This is a genomic window from Leeuwenhoekiella sp. W20_SRS_FM14, from assembly GCF_052119605.1.
Lineage (GTDB): Bacteria > Bacteroidota > Bacteroidia > Flavobacteriales > Flavobacteriaceae > Leeuwenhoekiella.
Genome location: NZ_JBGQOK010000002.1, coordinates 73,414 through 93,205, shown reverse-complemented (window position 1 = coordinate 93,205; position 19,792 = coordinate 73,414). Strand labels below are relative to the sequence as shown.

General features: G+C 40.0%; 10 protein-coding genes. 5 read left to right on the top strand and 5 right to left on the bottom strand.

Annotated features, from left to right (window positions below; genetic code table 11):
• Positions 1-6 precede the first annotated feature (6 nt).
• Entirely contained in the window at positions 7-2,157 is a 2,151-nt protein-coding gene (locus ACEN25_RS04050) for a hypothetical protein (protein ID WP_441801784.1), read from the top strand.
• Between the two features lie 34 nt (positions 2,158-2,191).
• On the opposite strand, the gene ACEN25_RS04045 is transcribed toward ACEN25_RS04050, so the two are convergent.
• The 4 genes from ACEN25_RS04045 to ACEN25_RS04030 all read right to left on the bottom strand — a co-directional run bounded on the left by ACEN25_RS04045 (position 2,192) and on the right by ACEN25_RS04030 (position 8,219).
• A complete protein-coding gene (locus tag ACEN25_RS04045; protein WP_441801783.1) occupies positions 2,192-3,130 on the bottom strand; it encodes a glycoside hydrolase family 43 protein in 939 nt (312 codons plus the stop codon).
• 236 nt (positions 3,131-3,366) lie between these two features.
• Positions 3,367-4,284, bottom strand: coding sequence for an alpha/beta hydrolase (locus ACEN25_RS04040; RefSeq protein ID WP_441801782.1), 918 nt, complete (start codon positions 4,282-4,284; stop codon positions 3,367-3,369).
• Positions 4,285-4,328: 44 nt separating this feature from the next.
• Positions 4,329-5,453, bottom strand: a complete 1,125-nt coding sequence (locus tag ACEN25_RS04035; RefSeq protein ID WP_441801781.1) for a glycoside hydrolase family 88/105 protein — start codon at positions 5,451-5,453, stop codon at positions 4,329-4,331.
• A 27-nt stretch (positions 5,454-5,480) separates the two neighbouring features.
• Entirely contained in the window at positions 5,481-8,219 is a 2,739-nt protein-coding gene (locus ACEN25_RS04030; RefSeq protein ID WP_441801780.1) for a glycosyl hydrolase, read from the bottom strand.
• A 265-nt stretch (positions 8,220-8,484) separates the two neighbouring features.
• On the opposite strand from ACEN25_RS04030, the gene ACEN25_RS04025 reads away from it, so the two are divergent.
• The 4 genes from ACEN25_RS04025 (at position 8,485) to ACEN25_RS04010 (ending at position 17,308) form a co-directional block, all read left to right on the top strand.
• On the top strand, positions 8,485-11,670 hold the full coding sequence (locus tag ACEN25_RS04025) for a SusC/RagA family TonB-linked outer membrane protein (protein WP_441801779.1): 3,186 nt from the start codon (positions 8,485-8,487) through the stop codon (positions 11,668-11,670).
• A gap of 11 nt (positions 11,671-11,681) precedes the next feature.
• Complete coding sequence (locus tag ACEN25_RS04020) at positions 11,682-13,571, top strand: RagB/SusD family nutrient uptake outer membrane protein (protein ID WP_441801778.1); 1,890 nt, start codon at positions 11,682-11,684, stop codon at positions 13,569-13,571.
• Between the two features lie 87 nt (positions 13,572-13,658).
• Entirely contained in the window at positions 13,659-16,058 is a 2,400-nt protein-coding gene (locus ACEN25_RS04015; RefSeq protein WP_441801777.1) for a glycoside hydrolase family 31 protein, read from the top strand.
• 83 nt (positions 16,059-16,141) lie between these two features.
• Positions 16,142-17,308, top strand: a complete 1,167-nt coding sequence (locus tag ACEN25_RS04010) for an ATP-binding protein (RefSeq protein WP_441801776.1) — start codon at positions 16,142-16,144, stop codon at positions 17,306-17,308.
• An 80-nt stretch (positions 17,309-17,388) separates the two neighbouring features.
• Here the strand turns inward: ACEN25_RS04010 and ACEN25_RS04005 are convergent, their stop codons facing one another.
• Positions 17,389-19,770 carry a GumC family protein gene (locus tag ACEN25_RS04005; protein WP_441801775.1) on the bottom strand — a complete coding sequence of 794 codons (2,382 nt, stop codon included), beginning with the start codon at positions 19,768-19,770 and terminating at the stop codon, positions 17,389-17,391.
• Between the last annotated feature and the right edge of the window lie 22 nt (positions 19,771-19,792).

Sequence of the window (19,792 nt, the reverse complement as noted above, 5' to 3'; positions counted from 1 at the left end):
AAAATTATGAATTTTAAACAGCTATTCATTCTGGTTTTCCTCGGGTGTACCTTAGCCTGCACTCAGGAAGTTAAAAAAGAAACTACTCTAGAAAATAAAATAGACCGTAAAGCTGTGGTCTCGCGTCACAATGTACATCTCACCGAGATTGATACACTGGCTTCGTTGACACTGGGTAACGGTAATTTTGCTTTTACAACAGATATTACCGGCTTACAAACCTTTCCCGATTTCTACGAAAAAGGAATTCCCTTAGGAACACAAGCTAACTGGGGCTGGAATGCATTCCCCAATACCGAAGCTTTCAATTTTAAAGAAACCCTGTTAGACTATGATCAAAATGGCCGAAACGTATCTTATGCCATACAGGTAAAATCACCTCAACATGCCAAAGATGCCGCTGAATATTACAGATCCAATCCGCATCGGGTGCATTTAGGAAATTTGGGTTTTGATATAACTAAAAAAGATGGAACGCTGGTAAAACCAGAAGATATAGAAGCTGTAGATCAAACTTTGGATTTATGGTCGGGAATATTAATCAGTAATTTTAAAGTAGAAGGCATTCCGGTAAAAGTAATTACCTCCAGTAGTCAGGAGCAGGATGCGCTAGGAGTTAGCGTAGAATCTGCATTACTCAACACCGGCCAACTCAAAATACGCATACGTTTTCCCGCACCTACCGCCAGGTGGTCTGATTATGGAACCCAATGGAACAACCCTAAACACTATACTAGTACACTTACCACAAATTATGATAACACTGCGGTAATCAATCGCTCGCTAGATTCGTTGTCCTATACGGTGGGATTGAAATGGGAAGGAGAAGCAAAAGTTATAGAAAAGGAACAGCATTACTTTAGTATAGTCCCTAAAGGCGAAAAAATCGCATTTACCTGTACCTTTTCTGATAAAAAAATTGATGAATTACCCACTGTAAATACCGTATATGCAAGCAGCAGTACAGGTTGGGAAGCATTTTGGCAAAGTGGTGGTATTGTAGATTTTTCGGGAAGTAAAGACTCCAGAGCAGCGGAATTGGAGCGTCGCGTGGTGCTTTCGCAATATTTGACCAAAGCGCAAACCAGCGGGAATATGCTACCTCAGGAAACCGGATTGACCTACAACAGTTGGTATGGTAAACAGCATCTGGAAATGCACTGGTGGCACGGAGTACATTATCCACTTTGGGGAAGACCAGAACTACTGGAGAACAGTCTAGGCTGGTACAATACGGCATTTCAAAATGCAAAAGATCTGGCAACGAGACAAGGTTTTGCAGGCGCCAGATGGCAAAAAATGACCGACCCTTATGGGGATGAAGGTCCCTCATCGGTAGGTGCATTTTTGGTTTGGCAACAACCCCATTTTATCACCTTTGCCGAATTGATGTACCGTGCAGATACTACTGAAACGACATTAACTACCTATAAAGACCGTGTTTTTGCAACAGCCGAATTTATGGCTTCCTTTCCCGATTATGATGAAAAAAATGACCGCTATGTTTTAGGTCCGCCGGTGATCCCTGCACAGGAACGTTTTGAAAAAACAGAAACTTACAATCCAACTTACGAACTCGCCTATTGGAACTGGGCGCTAAAAACAGCTATAAACTGGAAAGAGCGCTTAGGCCAAACCGTGCCTAAGAACTGGCAGAAGGTAGTGGATAAGCTTTCAGCGTTGCCGATTCAGGAAGACTATTACCTGGCGACCGAAAGCGCAACAGATTCGTATACCAATCCTGAGTTCCTAACCGATCACCCATCGGTTCTTGGAGCTTACGGAATGCTTCCGGAGACGAGTTTATTAGACAAACCAACGATGCAACATACCTTTGATAAAGTTTGGGAGGTGTGGAACTGGGAAGATACCTGGGGATGGGATTTCCCAATGACTGCAATGACTGCTGCCCGACTGGGAATGCCCGATAAAGCAATTGACGCCTTATTTATGGACGTACAGACCAACACCTACCTTAAAAACGGACACAACTATCAGGAAGAACGTTTAACGCTGTATTTGCCCGGAAATGGCGGACTATTGACCGCTGTTGCACTCATGTGTGCCGGTTGGGATGGAAATAAATTAAAAAATCCCGGCTTCCCTAGAGATGGAAGCTGGGATGTGAAATGGGAAGGTCTAGAGCCATTTTTTTAATTGTAATGGCAATTGACTACAGTATAGTAAATTATTATTTGGCTAAAGCAGCTTTTACTTGTTCTAAAAATGCTGGAGAAACCTGAATTGCAGTCCCGTGACGTATACCATCAGGAAACGTAACTTTATCTGAAATATCAGTCCAGTTTTTTAAGTCTTCAGACATCACAGCGCCGTATTGATGGTCGGTATATTTATCAAAATAAACAATCCATTTCCCGTCTTTTTGTATAGCGGTGGGTCCTTCTGCCCAATACTTTCCGGTGATAGGTTCGCTAGCTTCAGAATACGGTCCGGTTAAATTTTCCGCAAATGCAACTTTTAAATTTTTACGTGCCGGTTCGCGGGTTTCATCTTTTAAGAACATCACATACTGCTCACCATCCCATTGTATGGTCGCATCTATCGAATTAAAACCCGGATCGTATAGTACTTCAGCTTTCGTAAAATCTTTAAAATCCTTAGTTAAGGTATAATACATACGGTGGTTGTATCCATCATCTGCTTTTGATTGGGTTTCCGGGAATAAACCGGGGATGGTGGTCGCCCAGTAAATCATATATTGGTCGTTTTTAGCATCGTAGGTGATCTCGGGAGCCCAGCAATTACGCGCAGTTTCTTCGTGTTGCATAACAGGTATTAATTGCTGCTCAGACCAGTTTACCAGATCTTCTGAAGAGGCATAACCGATACCCCGCTCAGTCCAACCAGTAGTCCAGACCATATGGTAGTTACCGTCTCCACCCAAAATAACTGCGGGATCACGCATTAATTTTTGTTCACCCACCTCTGGAGTCAAAATAGATTCATCGTTGTTTAGCGATTTCCAATTTAGCGCATCGGTACTATAGGCCAAATGCAAACCGTCTTCCCCGTTACCTTTAAAATAGGTAAACAAGTAAGCGGGCTCTTGAGCTTTACAGGAAGTAAAAGCAGTTGTAATTATAAGTGCGAATAGAATTTTTTTGATCATAATTTCTAAGGTTATTGTTCATTTTTTTTATCGATAAAAAAACGAACCAAAAAAATCTAGGCTTATGAAACTCTAGCTAAATTTATTGCTCGAAGTCTAAATTTTAGAAACTCGCTTTAAGCATTCTCGGTAAATCAAAAATCGTTTTGCTCAAACAGACTAAAATTTCACAACCTCTTCACTTCAAATTTTACGCTAGATCTTCAGTAGGCCGGTTCAAATTTAAATGAGTAATCCTAATTTGTAATTAAACTGTGTTTCTTGAGCCACAGACTTAACGCTGCAGGCCATGAATCTGCTGTGGCTGAGCGCCCCATACCAAAACCGTGACCACCATCTTCATAGATATGCATCTCGACCGGTACACCGGCATTCTTTAAAGCCAGGTAATAATGAATACTATTTTCTACCGGAACGGCTTTATCATCTGTAGCGTGAATTAAAAAAGTCTTTGGAGTAGCTGCGGTTACCTGTTCTTCTCCTGAGTATTTTGTGACAGTCGCTTCATCGGGATTTTTACCTAATAAATTATCTCGCGAACCTTGATGGGTTACTCCTTTTTTCATACTAACTACAGGATAAATAAGCATAGAAAAATCAGGTTTTGCAGACACGCCTTCTTTACTGTCATATACAGCTTCCTCATACAAAGTAGATGCGGTAACAGCAAGATGTCCACCTGCCGAAAACCCCATTACCCCCACTTTTGTAGTGTCGATACCAAATTTTAAAGCGTTTTCCCGAACATAGCGAATCGCACGTTGTACATCTTGTAGCGGACCAATAGTTTTATCCTGCATAATGGCATCACTAGGTAATCTGTTTTTTAACACAAATCCTGTAATACCCTGTTCTGCAAACCAGGCGCCTAGTTTGTAGCCTTCTTTATTTATCGCTAAATGACTGTATCCACCACCAGGACAAATCACCACTGCAGTGCCGTTACTTGTACCATCTTCCGGAGTGAAAATGGTTAATGTTGGCTCTGAAACTTTGTTATATCCTCGTATTTGATCACCTTCGTATTGCTTTTCTTCTTTAAAAGAATCATTGGTTATACTTCCCGGCACTACATCCCAAAGTTTAACTTCTTCCTGTTGGGCTATTGCAGCATTGCTTAAAAATAAGCTCATTACTAGTATTTGTATTTTCATACCGGAAAGTTAAACAAAGAAAAGTTAATTGTAAAAAATACATTTTAAAACTCTAAGCGGTACATTTCGGCACCTGCCAAAAGAAAACAACCCAAACCATAATCTTCAAAATCGGGTTGCTTATCATAAGAAAGCGGCTGCCCGTCTTTAGGTTCTTTACCTGTAGATTGTAACCATCCTAAAAATCCATTTTCGTGTAAACTATCTGAAATCATCGCATTCCAGGCTTTAGTAATTACAGGTAAATAGGTCTTTCTATCTAGTAAATCATTGTTAATCCCATATGCGATACCGTATACAAACAGAGCTGTTCCTGAAGTTTCTTTACCTCCAAAATGCGTTGGATCGTGTAAACTCACATTCCAGAAGCCATCAGGACGCTGTACCTTTTTTAGCGCTTCTGCCATTGCTTGCAAATCTTCTATATACTGCTCGCGGTGTGGAGCATCTGCTGGAATAATAGCAAGTGTCTTTGCTAATGCTGCAATCACCCAACCGTTCCCGCGGCTCCAATACGAATCTTCCCCATTAGGCTCAGTATATGGCGGATCAAAATCTGCATCACGCCACCAGAGTCCGTCCTCAGTATTGTATAAGCCCTTCCCGCCTATCACGTTTCGGCTTTCCATATACATCTGGTACATTTTCTCGAAATAGCGGTCGTCATGTTCCAAAACGCCCATTTTTGCAAAAACAGGCATTCCCATTTGTATGGCATCAATCCAGTCCCAATCCCCATTTTGAGGTGTAACCAGAAACTTCTGCATACACGCGCGGGTGTTTTTTAGTTTCTCGGGGTCGGGTTGTAAATTGTATAAATCGATATAGGTTTGTGCTGCATCATAATCATCTGCATTGCGGGTCTCGTTACCACTTCTAAAACTCCACTCGTGAAAATTTGCCCAATCTAGCGCGTAGGTATAATACGCTGCTTTAGGGTAAATTTCGTGAAGTGCCATTAAGCCTTCATAATAAACCCCGCGTGTCCAGATGTGGCTGGGGCGCTCTTTATTAGTAATAATAGTTTTGCCTACATCGGGCCATTTCTGCATAAAATACGAATTGGCTAATTCCATTTTTGCTAAAATGTCGTTACGGTCTATTGTTTTTTGAGCTGCACAGTTCATACTAAACACAGCAAAAAGTAGCAATGCGATTGTTTTATTCATCAGAGTATTCTTTAATATATCAAGTAATTAGTTTGTTGTTGTTTTAAGCGGAATCAATTTTACGGGGCTCAATAAACCAGAAGGTGTAGGTTCCCATACGGTAGCATCAAAAGGTTTGTAATCTTTATTTACCATATTGATCTCATAAAAAATCTTCCATTCTTCACCGCGTAGTTCTTTAGCACGAAGTCTGTTTGCTGCAAGATTGGTCACTTTAATTTTTAAAGTATGTTTTCCCAAATCTAGTTTACCTAAATCAAGAACATAGGGTACAGACCAGGCAGTACCTATATACACTTCATCTAACCAAACTGCTGCACTTTCCCGTACGTCGCCTAAATCTAAGCGCCACGCATCTGCTTCAACATCTGGTGTTTTAAACGTAGTTGTGTATACGGCAGTTCCTGAAAATTCCTCGGCTTCCTTACCTAAAATCGTCCAGGATTTTAGACTTTTCATTTCGACAGCTTCGGGTAAAATCGGACCGCCTTTTTCAAATAAAATTTTCCAGGGATTGGTTAATTCTTCACCAGAATTTATAGGATTAGTATACACCCAGTCATCTGCAGCAATTGAAGTATTTGTTTTTAGAATTAAAGCATCACCAGATGCGATTTGCACGTTTACACTAGTAACACCATTGGCTTTTTTGATACGTGCAGCTCCTGCCTTTCGAGTAAGCGGATCTAAAATCATCACATTCTCAACTGTTCCCGCAAGCGGAATATAGTGATCAATAGCATTTGCGGTATGATTTACCAAATAATAAATCTTGCTTCCATCAACATCTCGTCTTATAAATTTTAAACCTGTGTTTACTAAAGTCTCGGGATACACAGAAGCCGCTTGCAAACCGGTTTCTAAGTCAGTTGCTGAAAGAGAATTAGTTTCGATAAGTGATTTTAATTCTTGGGTTTGCTGCACATATTTATAAAACCCCGGAACACTTTCAGGCAAGCCTCTAAATAGTACCGAAGCTCCCTGATTTTTCAATTCTATTAATTTTTGAAGTGTTGCCAGTGGCATAAAATCAGTGTCCGGGACTACCAGCGATTTATAGGTTCCGCCAGGAAGAACAATCTTTCCATCTACAACTGTTGCTTGTTTTAGAAAATCATCTGAAAGAAAATCTACCCCATACCCTTTTTTCATCAGCTCCTGTGTGGTTTTATAAAAGGGTGTACCCAGCAACCACTCCTCTAGCGAGTGAATTTTAAACTCAAAGAACAATTTACCGTGCTGAAATTTGTTCCACTCATCCTGAATAGGCCAGTATAATAAGGTCTCATTATCGGGTTTACCCTCTTGTAAAACTGATTGCACATTGGTCAAATACGAAAATAGAGCAGGTACATCCTCCCATATCGTAGTATTAGGACTAAAATTTACCGAAGCATAAAACTTCCAGCCCGGCCAACCTGCACGCTCCGGTGAATAGGTAGAGCCATGTAAAAAGATATGATTTACCCCATTAAGCAATAACTCTTCTGCTTCCGGTTTTGTTTGTGAAAGTGCGGTTTTAAAGTGCTCGCGTAACCATGTGAATGTTTCTGAAGAAATTAAAGGTTTCCCGGCAATATGTCCTGCGGAAGATGAAAACTTTAGCATTACCGGATCTGCATCACCGGTACGTATATTTTCGGCTTCGCGTCTAAAACATTTTATATCATAAGGCATAGAGCCAAAAGTCTCACACTCGGGAATATCTGCCGATGCATATAAATCGATCAAATTGCCCGGCGAACCATGTGCCTGCAATTTGGTTTTAAAATTATGGGTGTTTGCCCATTTAGTCCACGGCTCATCAAATTGGGTCAATAATAATTCAGAAATAGTAAGTCTATAATCTGCTTTTACCCGATTGCCCAATTCCTCATCCTCTTCACTCAATAAAAGGTTGATATGTTGTTTAAGATCGTAACCTCTGTGTTCTTCAAAAAAAGAAAAGAACTTAGGTGTAAAATCGGTACCATATACTTCATAACTATCATTAAAAATAGCACGAAGATTTCCATTTAATTTCGCAAATGCAGAATCATAAGGTTTTACGTAGGCCTCAAAAGCCTCGTTAGAATAATGATCTAACGTATAACCTGCACCACCCGGCGCAGACCGTTTTACCTGCTGACCTGTTTTACCGGTGAATAAGGCATACACGGTATAGTCTGCATCAGGATTCTCCCATGATATGGTTCCGTCACTAACCTGTGTAGTTAAATCTTTTAAGTTTCCATCGATATCGTAGGCTAACAAAGCAGAGAACACCGCAGGTTGTTTTTCGCTAGCAGGTGGATGAACGGCGCTAGTAAAAGTAACTCCTTTTTTGATCGTATAGCTAGACACTACCAGCTTGGTTGCGGCAAACTCTTTTGTAACCTGTGGCCCACCATAAGGCCAGCCGGTTCCCAAAACCATATCGACTCCCAGACCAAGACTGTCTGCTGTAGAAATGGTATAATCTAGCATCTCCAGCCATTTTGGAGAAAGATGATCTAGAAAATTAGCTTCTTCCCCTTTTACACCATATATAGGAGTAATTTCCACTCCGCCAAGACCGGCTTCCTGAAAAGCAATGAGGTGTTTTTTAAGATTGGGTTTATCTACTGCACTCCCCATCCACCACCAGCGCGTCCACGGCTTAATGGTATTGGTCAATTCAGGCCAGATCGGGTTTTTTAACGGTTCTTGATGCTCTTGCGTTTTACAACTTAAAAAAACCAATAAAGCTGAGAGGATCAATAAAAATTTAGGCTTGATATAGGTCATTAATTCAAGGTAATTAATTGCTAAAATAAAAGGGTGTGCTACAGGTATTCAAGTTATGCTAAAAATAAAAGTTCATAAATCAAATGCTATCCTGTGCCGTCCTGTTGAGCACACTGTTTAATGTATAGTAGAAACAACCACAACTATATTAACATAAAGCAGGACAGTACAGCACAGTAAGTACAGGATAGCGCTACCGTTTCCTTTATTTATTTTTAAAGCACAAACAACTAATACTAGTTTAGCTCTCTAAAAATTAATGAATATGAAAAAAACGCAAAAACACATCGTACTGTTTTTAAGTTTTTTAATGCTTAGTATAACTATCTGGGCACAAGAAAAAACAGTATCGGGTACCGTTACAGATTCTCAGGGAATGCCGCTCCCGGGAGTTAATGTCATTGTACAGGGAACCTCAACAGGTACCCAAACCGATTTTGACGGTAATTACAGCTTACAAGCTAATGAAGGCCAAACCCTCCTTTTTTCTTTTGTAGGAATGAAATCGATTTCGCAACTTATAGGTGCTGCAAATTCATATCCTATTACGTTACAAGAAGATAGCTCAGAATTAGACGCCGTCATCGTAGTGGGATATGGAACGCAGAAAAAGTCAGATATAACTGGTGCTATATCGCAGGTGTCTGCAGATGAACTCAATGACTTCCCAGTTCAAAACACCTTACAAGGTATTCAGGGTAAAGCTGCCGGGGTAAATATCTCATCTAATGCGAGACCGGGTGAAATAGGTTCTATACGTATACGTGGTGAACGCTCAATAAGCGGTAATAGCAGTCCTCTGTATGTGGTTGACGGTGTACCGTTGCAATCGGGTGGCTTAGAAGCATTTAATCCTAATGATATTGAATCTGTTGAGATCCTAAAAGATGCTTCAGCAACTGCTATTTATGGTTCACGTGGTGCAAACGGCGTGGTATTAGTAACTACCAAAAGTGGTAAAGACGGAAGATTTCAATTAAACTACAGTACCAATGTAACGGTTGAAAACATACGTAATCTTGCTGACTATTGGAATGCAGGAGACTATGCCGAATACAGACGAGATGCGTTACGCGGTGCCGGTCTTTATCAGGGTAAGGGCTATGCAGACCCAATCCTAGATGCGCAGTATTTTGGAGGTGATGAGACGGCATTAAATAATATTTTAGACGGGTACTCCTGGGTTGACCGTGATGCACGCATCGTACAAACCCGCCCTGCAACGGCAGAAGAGCAGGCGCTGTATGGCGTAAGTGAAATACCGGTATATGACGGTTCACAGGTACCTACTGCAAACTGGACCGATTTTGCAGAACAAACAGGTATTTTACAGCAACACAACCTGAGTGCCAATATGGGTTCTGAAAAAATGAAAGCCTATATTTCTACAGGTTATTTAGATCAACAGGGAACCGTACCGGGTCAGGAATACAAACGCTACAGTGCCTTGATGAATTTAGAATTATCTCCGGTAGACTGGTTTACCATAGGAGGAACAATTAATGCGAGTTATTCGGTGCAGGATTATGGGTATGCAGCCGGAGGATCAAGAGGGTCAAGAACGCTTTATGAAGCGGCTTTAGGACAGTTACCTTATGCGCAACCTTATGATGCTAATGGAGACTACATTTTTAATCCCGGTGGTAACCCAAATATAATAAACCCAATACGCGATATTGGTGAAGTGATCAACGAGCGTAAAACCGCACGTATGTTTGGTAGCTTTTTTGCTGAATTAAAATTAGCTGAAGGCTTAAGGTTTAAGACCATCTTTGGTCCCGATATTCGTAATTTTAGAAATGGTCAGTTTCAAAGTGCGGAATCAAGTTTACGAGGTGGTGGCAGTTCTTCTTCTACAAATTATGCCCGCTACTCTACCAGCGAAAGTGTATCCTGGACGCTCGAAAACCTGCTGTACTACAATAAAAACTTTAATGATGTACACAATGTAGGGGTTACCCTGCTACAAAGTTCGTCACGTGTTACCGGAGAAAGTAATGATATGACTGCTTCAGATTTACCTTATGATAGTCAGTTATGGTACAACCTGGGCTCAACAAACCGTGGAGCTCTTGATGGTTGGGGGTCTAGTTATACTAAGCGTACACTTACCTCGTATATGGCTCGTTTAAATTACGGTCTTCTAGACAAATACCTCTTAACGGTAACCGGTCGTGCAGATGCTGCTTCGGTATTAAGCGAAGGTAATAAATGGGATTTCTTTCCATCATTGGCTTTAGGTTGGAAAATGGAGCAGGAAGATTTTATGAAAGATATAGACTGGATCAATCAGTTTAAATTACGACTGGGTTATGGTGAAGTAGGTAATCAGGCTGTTGCCCCTTACTCTACTTCTGGAGGACTGGTTAGGCTTCCATATATATTTGGTTCTATTGCAGCACCCGGTTATGTCGTAGGGGATCCTAAAGGTACAGATCAGGGAAGCTTGCCCAATAGAGATTTAGGTTGGGAACGTACACAACAAGTCAACCTGGGATTAGATTATGGTTTTCTAAACAATAGAATTACAGGTTCTATTGAATATTATGTTGCAAATACCGATGATATTCTTTTAAATAAAACGCCAAACTCGGTAACGGGTTACGGTACGATTACAGTTAACGCCGGAAAAACAAAGAATACAGGAGTTGAACTGGCGCTTTCTACGGTAAATATTGAAAGTCCTGATTTTAGATGGACGTCTGACTTAACTTTTACCTCAAGCCGTACTGAAATTGTATCACTGGTTGACGGAAGTAAAGATGACGATATTAATAACGGCTATTTTATAGGCCAGCCAGTAGGTGCTATTTACGATTTCAAAAAAATAGGTATTTGGCAAACTTCAGATGCAGCCGAACTTGCACGTTACAATGACAACGGTGCAGATTATGAGCCGGGAGATATTAGAGTACAGGATGTAAATAATGATGGTATCATAGATCCTACTAACGACCGTCAGATAATAGGTAATGGCAATCCGGAATGGATAGGTGGACTTATTAATACCTTCAGCTATAAAAATTGGGATTTAAGTGCATTCTTATATTCAGAATGGGGTGCAACCATACGTGGTGGAGCGGTAGATTTACAAGGTCAATACGTGCATCGCGCAGTAGATTACTGGACACCAAATAATCCTACCAATGCATATCCTAGACCGAATTACAACAATGGCGGTCAACCCCTGTTCTTTAGTTCTATGAATTATCAGGATGGATCATTCATCAAACTAAGATATGTATCACTCGGGTATAATTTTGAAAAAGACTATATCGAAAAAATAGGCCTGTCAAACTTAAAAATTTATGCTCAGGCAATAAACCCGTGGTTATATTCAAAAGCAGATTTCTTAGATCCTGATAGTAGTTTTCAAAATGGAGGTTCTAATAACAGCGCCTCCTCTATCACAACAAACAGTTTTGTTGTAGGACTTAATGTTACATTCTAAAAAAAAGCAAGATGAAAAATTTATATAAAAAAATAACACTTTGCGCATTTGCTGCTCTTCCATTGGGTTACAGCTCTTGCAGCGATGATTTTATACAGGAAGAACTGGTTGCAGTACTTACGCAGGAGCGCTACAACTCGCCAGAAGGATTAGAAGAACTTGTAAACGGTGCTTATGAGGGCTTACGCTTTCATTTTAATTATGAATGGTCGTATGTTTTAACCAATTATGGGACGGACACCTTTACCAATGGTGGGGGCACAAACCACATCAAATGGAATCAATACAGCAGTGAATTAGATGCTACAGAACGAGACAACCTTGCGCCATACTGGAATAATATGTATGCGCAGATAAACCTGGCGAATATTGGTATTTCTAAAATTCCGGAAGTGCTTGCCGAAACTCCCACTTTACGAGATACGCGTATGGGAGAACTCTATTTTTTTAGAGGGTTTAATTATTACAATCTCGTAACACAGTTTGGTGATGTGCCAATATCTACAGAACCTATTACAACAGATCGCGCAGATTTCCCCAGACAGCCTAAGGCAGATGTTTTTAATTTACTAATAGATGATTTGACAAAAGCGGTAGAAATGCTTCCTACTGAAGAAACTCAGGAGGGCCGACTCACAAAAGCTGCAGCACGTCATTTTTTAGCTAAAGCATATCTTACGCGAGCCAGCGAATTGAACGCCGAAATAACACAGCCGAATGATTTACAAATGGCGGCTACTCTTGCAGATCAGGTAATCAGCGAGCGTTCACTAGCACCTAATTATAAAGATATTTTTAATTATACCGCTGTAAATGGGGCTAACGAGCAATTATCTGAAATTCTACTAGCCGCACAGTTTGACAATACACAGGCACTTTTAGGGAGATACGGAAATCAAACGCACCTGTATTTCTTATCAGTCTATCGCTTCTTTCCGGGTATGACGCGTAATCTTGCAGATGGACGGGAATTTCAGCGCTTAAAGCCTACAGACTATGGCCTTGATAATTTTGACCGGGTAAATGACTCCAGATTTTATAAGAGTTTTCAGACTTCATATATTGCTCAGAATACAAACTCTGTACCCAGATGGACAGCAGCTACAGCGCCCACTCCAGATCTAGTAGGTGAATTAAAATTTAATGTAGGGGATACTGCAGCAATCTATGTGGTGAATGAACCTGACGATATGCGCTTTACACCTGCTTATAAATCAACGTTGGCGCCACTGGTGGTTGCAAGATATGTAGTAGATGAAAATGGCAATCAAACTACAGATTATAACATAAGCACCTACCCTTCCCTCCTAAAATATGCAGACCCGTTTAGAACCAACTTTAATGATGCAAAAGGAACTCGTGATGGTATTCTTGCACGTCTGGGAGAGACGTATTTAATAGCAGCAGAAGCTTATGGTAGAATGGGTGATTACAATACTGCACTTGGTTATATAAATGAGTTACGAGAGCGTGCTGCATATAAAGAAGGTGAAGATCGTGGTTTTGTTTATTATCTTACAGAACCTGAGGTTAATTACGGAGTTACTACAAGTACTGCTGATGCTATGCAGGCCACCGAAGCCTTTTTTACACCCGGCACACCAGAAGCAAATGCGCAGTTGTACCCTGCAGGATCAGGTTCTAAAGCAGATTTATTTATAGAGTTTGTACTTAATGAACGTGCACGCGAACTTATGGGTGAATTCTACAGATGGGTAGATCTTACCAGAACTGAACGTTTAATTAGCAGAGCAAAAGCATTTAACCCTGATGCAGCGGCAAATGTGAGTGAGAAATTTACCTTACGTCCGGTACCGCAGTCGTATCTTGATGCTTTAAAAATTGATGGAGCTTCCTTGTCTCCAAGTGAAAAACAAGCAATGCAAAATCCGGGATTCTAATAGTGATTATTCCGGTTAATTTAAAGAATAGTCAAACACATTAAAGCGTGTTTGACTATTCCTGTTTATAATTTTAACTCAACTACTATGCGCTTATCTATTTTTCTGTTTAGTCTTTTAATTACAGCATCGCTAGCTGCCCAGACCACTTTAGGCAGTTTTCAATCGATAACGAGCAAGGATAAAAAACACATTCAGATTAAAACAACTAAAGGTCATTTGCGTATGGAAATCTGCAACTCAGATGTTATACGATTTAGAACCTCCTGGGATGGTAATTTTGAACCTAATGAACCCTATATGGTAACCCAATACGACTGGGCAGAAATCAAATGGGATCTTAAAGAAACTGCAGATTTAATTCAGTTAAAAACAGCGCAGCTCCTTATAGAAGTGACTAAAAATCCGGTTCAGGTAACGATTAAAGATCAATCTGGAAACATACTTTCTAAAGATGCCAATTCCGGAGATTATACAAAAGATCAAGTAGTAGGCGCTCAAAAAGAATTATTTCCTGACGAGCATTTCTTTGGCTTTGGCGAACGTATGGATTTTTTAGACCGAAGAAGTAAAATCACCAATCTTACGGTGGGTCGCGGTGAGGGTTTGCCACATATTGTAGGCGCGTACAATGTACTTGAGGCCAATTACAGTCCGGTGCCATTTTTTATGAGTACGCGTGGATATGGGATATTTTTTCATACTTCATTTGAAACACGATGGGATATGGGACATACCGCTAATGATGTCTACACATTTGAAGCTAAAGGTGGGGAACTCGACTATTACTTTATCTACGGGCCCGATTTTCCGGCGATCTTAGATCACTATACAGACATTACTGGTAAATCTCCGTTACTTCCTAAAGCTGCCTTAGGCTTGCACGTAGGGACATACAGCGGCGGAACCTGGGGGTATGAAGAATTAACTTCAGATCAATACCCTGTAGCACTTGTAAAAAAATTTAGAGAACTTAATATTCCAATAGATATTTTACATCTGGATTCTACCTGGCGTATTTTCGGTAAAAATGGAGGCAGCGGTGCTACAACATTTGAATGGAGGGAAACCTTTGAAAATCCAGAAGCTATGTTTGACAGCCTGTATGCGCTGGACTTAAGTATGGTGGGCGTTCACGTAAGACCCCGTTTTGATAATGGTAACACACTCAATTTACTCGATCAAGCCCGTGAAGCGGGTTTTGTCTATCCCGAACCCAACAATACCGGTGAATTTGTAAACTTCTTTAAAGAAGAAGCGGTGGATTGGTGGTGGGACAATGGAGCGAAGCGCCTCGCAGATTCGGGTGCTATGTTTTTTAAAACCGACGAAGGAAGCGCCTTTGGGCGTAAAGCCAATGAAAGTGATAAAACCGGACCACAGGGCGAAGAGATCAAGCGATTGCATAATTTGTTTCCGCTCGCTTATGCTAAAGCACCTTACGAGAAGTTTGAAACGTATAACGGTCAACGCGGTATGAATCACACCCGCGAAGGATACGCCGGTATTCAACGTTATCCCTTTATTTTTGCCGGTGACTGGCCTAGCGAATGGCAGTATTTTGAACCTGTGATTAAAGCGGGGTTAAATATTGGTTTATCAGGCGTGAGCAACTGGGCGCATTGTATGGGTGGTTTTGAACACGTTGCCGACCCCGAGTTGTACATCAGGTGGACGCAGTTTGGTTTGATGAGTCCTATTGCACATTTGTTTGGTATGGAGCATCCCAACTATAAAGAACCCTGGAATTATGGCGAAGAAGCCCTGGCCAGTTTTAAAAAATACGACGACCTACGCTATAGCCTCACCCCCTATTTATACAGTACTATGTATAAAAATCATAAAGATGGAAGTCCAATCATGCGCGCATTAGTACTCGATTATCAGGAAGATCCCAATGTATATGCCATCACAGATCAATATCTGTTAGGAGATGCTATGATGATTTGTCCCGTTACTACAAAAGGAGCTAAAACCCGTACGGTTTATCTGCCCGAAGGAAATTGGATTAATTACTGGACACAAGAAGCATATACCGGGAAGCGTTTTATAAATGTCTTATGCCCCTTAGACGAGATGCCTATATTTATTAAAGAAGGCGCTATAATACCTACCCAAGACCAAGTAGAAACCATTGGTTCTAAAACTCCGGAGGTCATTACCTTAGCTATCTACGCGGGTAAAAATGCTGAATTTCATTTGTATGATGATGATGGTAAAAGCTTAGACTATAAAAAAGGGAAGTATACCCTTACTCAAATTACTACAGCGCATACTGAAAATTCCTTAGCTATTACCATGAATCCCAATTTCAAAAATTTTGAATTAGCTAAGCGCACGTATAACTTACGGATACATTTTGTAGGAAAACCTAAAGCTATTAAATTAAATAATAAGGAGATTTCAAGTTATACGTATGAAAACGAAATTTTAGAATTCGCCCTTACTGATGTTCAAAAATTAAAAACCATTAAAATTGAGCTTTAAAATGTTAAACAATTTTTAATGCGAACAAAATGTGAAGTTTAGCTTTAAATATGACTTATTTTTAGGGCCTCTAAACCCTACAATTGATTAATAAAGACTTTTTAAGAGTACAAAAATTAGCAGATCTCGATCTGGATTATGAGTCGCTTCGCAGTGAATTTGGCGCACTAAGTGTATTAGCTGCTAAAATAGCAGGGACCGAACTTTCTGAAGTAAATTTTATTGATAATTATACGCAGTGGACCGTCGCCGGAACGCTGGATGAATTCTCACAAAAAAGTCGTGAAGAATCTATTTGTAATTTTACAATAGAAGAAGCGCATCATTTTGAATCCCGGGTTGACTTAGATCCGCGTTTTAAAAATTCTGATTATGTAAAGAATGAAGGCTATAAATTTTATTATGGTATTCCGTTACGATTAGGAGATGACATTGCAATAGGTACGCTGTGTGTAGGCGGTAAGAAAATTGAAGAGTTGTCAGACGCTCAAATAGAACAGCTACACATAATCGCAAAACAAATTGTAAAGCATATACAATTAAAGTTTGAAACACAAAAGGCCATTCAGCAGGCTCACGAGGAAAAACTGCTTAAATTACGCCTGGCACACGATGTAAGAAGCCCTTTGAGCGGGATCTCCCAACTTATAGAACTCAATGATTTTGAAAGTCAAACAAAGGAAGAATTACAGGATATCGTAAAATTAATTTCAGCTGCCTCATCAGGTATTCTGCAATTAACCAATGACATTTTAAAAGATCATTTTACAGCTGCCGAAAGTAAAACGGAAGCCCAGTTTACCGTAGCTTCCTTAGCTTCAAAATTAAGTGATCTCTACGGCCCACAGGCTAGATCTAAGAATATTGAGCTTTCGATAGACTTTCAAAAGCACGATTTAACTTTCCCAAGACGCAATTTGCTGCCACTCATAGGCAATCTCATATCCAATGCCCTAAAGTTTACCAAATCTACAGAACAGGTTCAGGTGTATTTAGCGATAGAAGAACACTTGAAGAATGATTTTTTAAAAATTGAAGTTAAAGATTCGGGTGTGGGAATGAATCAAAATCAAATGGATGCGATTCTAAACACCCGGTCTATTCATAAAGCCGGAACTTCAGGGGAATTGGGCTATGGGATGGGACTCTTATTTGTAAAAGAACTTCTTTCAAATCTTAATGGAACAATGCACCTTGAAAGTGCTAAACATAAAGGAACACAAATACGAATTGAGATTCCATTACTTTGATTTTAATAGTAAAAACGTACCAAAATAGAAAAGCCCTGTTGAATATTCAACAGGGCTTTATATATACAACTTATAAGGAATTAAAAACTCTTTTTAAAACGCTCCCACAAACTAGGTTTACTTTGTCCATAAGCATAACCATACTTATTTCCATAACCAAAGTTGGCATTTTTCACATCATTAATGACGAAGCTTACATCGTGCAGTTTCCCTTCATTGTTGGAATCAACAGCGAATTCTAACAAGCGCTTTTCAGTATATCCGGCACGGGTAACATAGAGAATCAATTCGGCGTGTTTGCTGATCAAAAAGGTATCGGTTACCAGCATCGATGGTGCGGTATCTACAATCACATAATCAAACTTGGTCTGTAATTCTTTCAGCATATGCCCAAACTTCGCCTGTCTTAAAAGTTCAGACGGGTTAGGTGGAATACTTCCCGAAAGGAACAACTTCAGGTTGTTATGAAATTTAGAATCGTGAACTAAAGAATCAAGTTGATGATCATTATTAACCAAATAATCACTCACTCCCAAGAAACTCTTGGAAGAGTTATCATAACGCTGCAACTGCGGATTTCTAAGGTCGGCACCTACAATAACCACCTTTTTACCGGTATTGGCCAGGGTCATTGCCAGGTTGATCGAGGTAAAGGTTTTTCCCTCTCCCTTTACTGTAGAAGTCACGTAAATACAATACCCCTTATCTTGATTGGCAACATTAACGAGTAAATATTGCAGGTTAGTGGTCATAATTCTAAAGGACTCCGCCAATACCGAACGGTCGTTTTCGACTACCAGATCAGATTCTCCTTTAGCGATACTGGGCAATTCTCCAACAATAGGAATAGATTTGGTTACTTTCTCAATATCTTCCCGACGCTCAATTTTATTATTGAGTAAGCGTTTGATATAAATCACCAGAAAAGGAATCGCAAGACCCAATAATAAAGCTGCTGCAAAAATAATTTTCGGTTTTGGAGATAGGGGTATGTTTAACGAATAGGCACTATCTACAATTTTTGCTTTAGGAGCAGTTGCCGCTAAGGACAACGAATTTTCTTCGCGTTTCTGAAGCAAAAATATATACAGGGCTTCTTTAATATTTTGCTGTCTGGAGATGTCTCTAAACTGACGCTCTTTAGCAGGAACCTTAGAAATTTCAGAACCTATTAAACGAGACTGTCTGTTGAGATCATTCTCAGCGATTCGTAAGTTAGATAAGGTCTGCTCAAGCCCATTTATAATATTCGCCTTCAGTTGATTGATTTGTGAATTGAGACGGGTAACTGTCGGGTTCAACTCCGTAGCGCCGGCTAAGATACGGTTGCGTTCTAAAACCAGCTGGTTATAGTTGGCAATTTGGGTATTTACAGATTCATTCTCTAATCCTACATTAGCAGGTAACAGCCCACTATTATCGCTGTCGTTTTTAAGATAGCTCAACATCGATCGCGATATAGAAAGTTGGGTTTGCAATTCTTGCTCCCGCTTGCGATACTCACTGGCATTTTCAATAATAAGTGAGGCTTCAGCTTCGATATTGGTAAGGCTGTTGTCTTCTTTAAATTCTTCAAGCCCTACCTCTACGGTATCGAGTTCCCCGCTTATTATTTTCAAGCGTTCATCTATAAAACGCGCAGTACTTACCGCCACTTCATTTTTATCTTCAATGGCCTCTTTATTATATTCAAAGATTAACTGATCTAATATATTTTGAGCCTTTTCTTTAACCGTACTGCCCAAACTAAACTCCAGAAGCGTTGCATTATCATCTATTAAATTAATCTCTACAGATTCACGGTATTTATCTGCAACATCTGTTAGGTTTTTAATTTTTACTAGAACCCTGTCCTTTTCGGCTATAGCATTACCTTGAGCATCTACCCGATTATCTTTAATGACAAAGCTTCCAAATGGTAACTTAACCAATTCACCAATTTTTGCTTTTTTAGTTTCGCCACTTTCTATGTAGGTGAGGGTTAAATTAATACCTCCATTAGGTTCTATAGAAAACACATTGAGTCGCAAGCCTGCTGATTTACTAAGTAGTGCTTCATCAATCGTAATTACCTCAACGAGAAACGGCGTGTTCAAATACAATTCATCTTCTTTAATCCCCTCTAAATCATAATACTCTACATTCGCCTTAAGCGCCTGTATGGTACTAATCATTAGTCGACGGGATTTGAGAAGGCCTATTTCATTTTCTATACTATTTGTACTCATACCACCTAACAGTCCCAAATCTGCAAATCCAGCAGCATCACCTAACCCACCCCCTTTGCTTTCTTCATCTTTGATGATGACACTGGCTACAGTTTGGTAAACAGGAACACTTAATTTTAAATAGATGAAGGCAATAATTAAAGCGGTAAGCACGCCTAAAATAAACCACGGCCAGTAGCGTAAATACTTATCAAGTTCTTCTCTAATATTAATTTCTTCATTCAGATCATTCATACGTGTATTCAAGTTTAATCTT

What these genes read in the sequence shown, in the direction of transcription:
- ACEN25_RS04050 (WP_441801784.1), top strand. Translation starts at nt 7, where the DNA reads ATGAATTTTAAACAGCTATTCATTCTGGTTTTCCTCGGGTGTACCTTA.
- ACEN25_RS04015 (WP_441801777.1), top strand. Translation starts at nt 13,659, where the DNA reads ATGCGCTTATCTATTTTTCTGTTTAGTCTTTTAATTACAGCATCGCTA.
- ACEN25_RS04045 (WP_441801783.1), bottom strand. Translation starts at nt 3,130, where the DNA reads ATGATCAAAAAAATTCTATTCGCACTTATAATTACAACTGCTTTTACT.
- ACEN25_RS04035 (WP_441801781.1), bottom strand. Translation starts at nt 5,453, where the DNA reads ATGAATAAAACAATCGCATTGCTACTTTTTGCTGTGTTTAGTATGAAC.
- ACEN25_RS04020 (WP_441801778.1), top strand. Translation starts at nt 11,682, where the DNA reads ATGAAAAATTTATATAAAAAAATAACACTTTGCGCATTTGCTGCTCTT.
- ACEN25_RS04040 (WP_441801782.1), bottom strand. Translation starts at nt 4,284, where the DNA reads ATGAAAATACAAATACTAGTAATGAGCTTATTTTTAAGCAATGCTGCA.
- ACEN25_RS04025 (WP_441801779.1), top strand. Translation starts at nt 8,485, where the DNA reads ATGAAAAAAACGCAAAAACACATCGTACTGTTTTTAAGTTTTTTAATG.
- ACEN25_RS04030 (WP_441801780.1), bottom strand. Translation starts at nt 8,219, where the DNA reads ATGACCTATATCAAGCCTAAATTTTTATTGATCCTCTCAGCTTTATTG.
- ACEN25_RS04005 (WP_441801775.1), bottom strand. Translation starts at nt 19,770, where the DNA reads ATGAATGATCTGAATGAAGAAATTAATATTAGAGAAGAACTTGATAAG.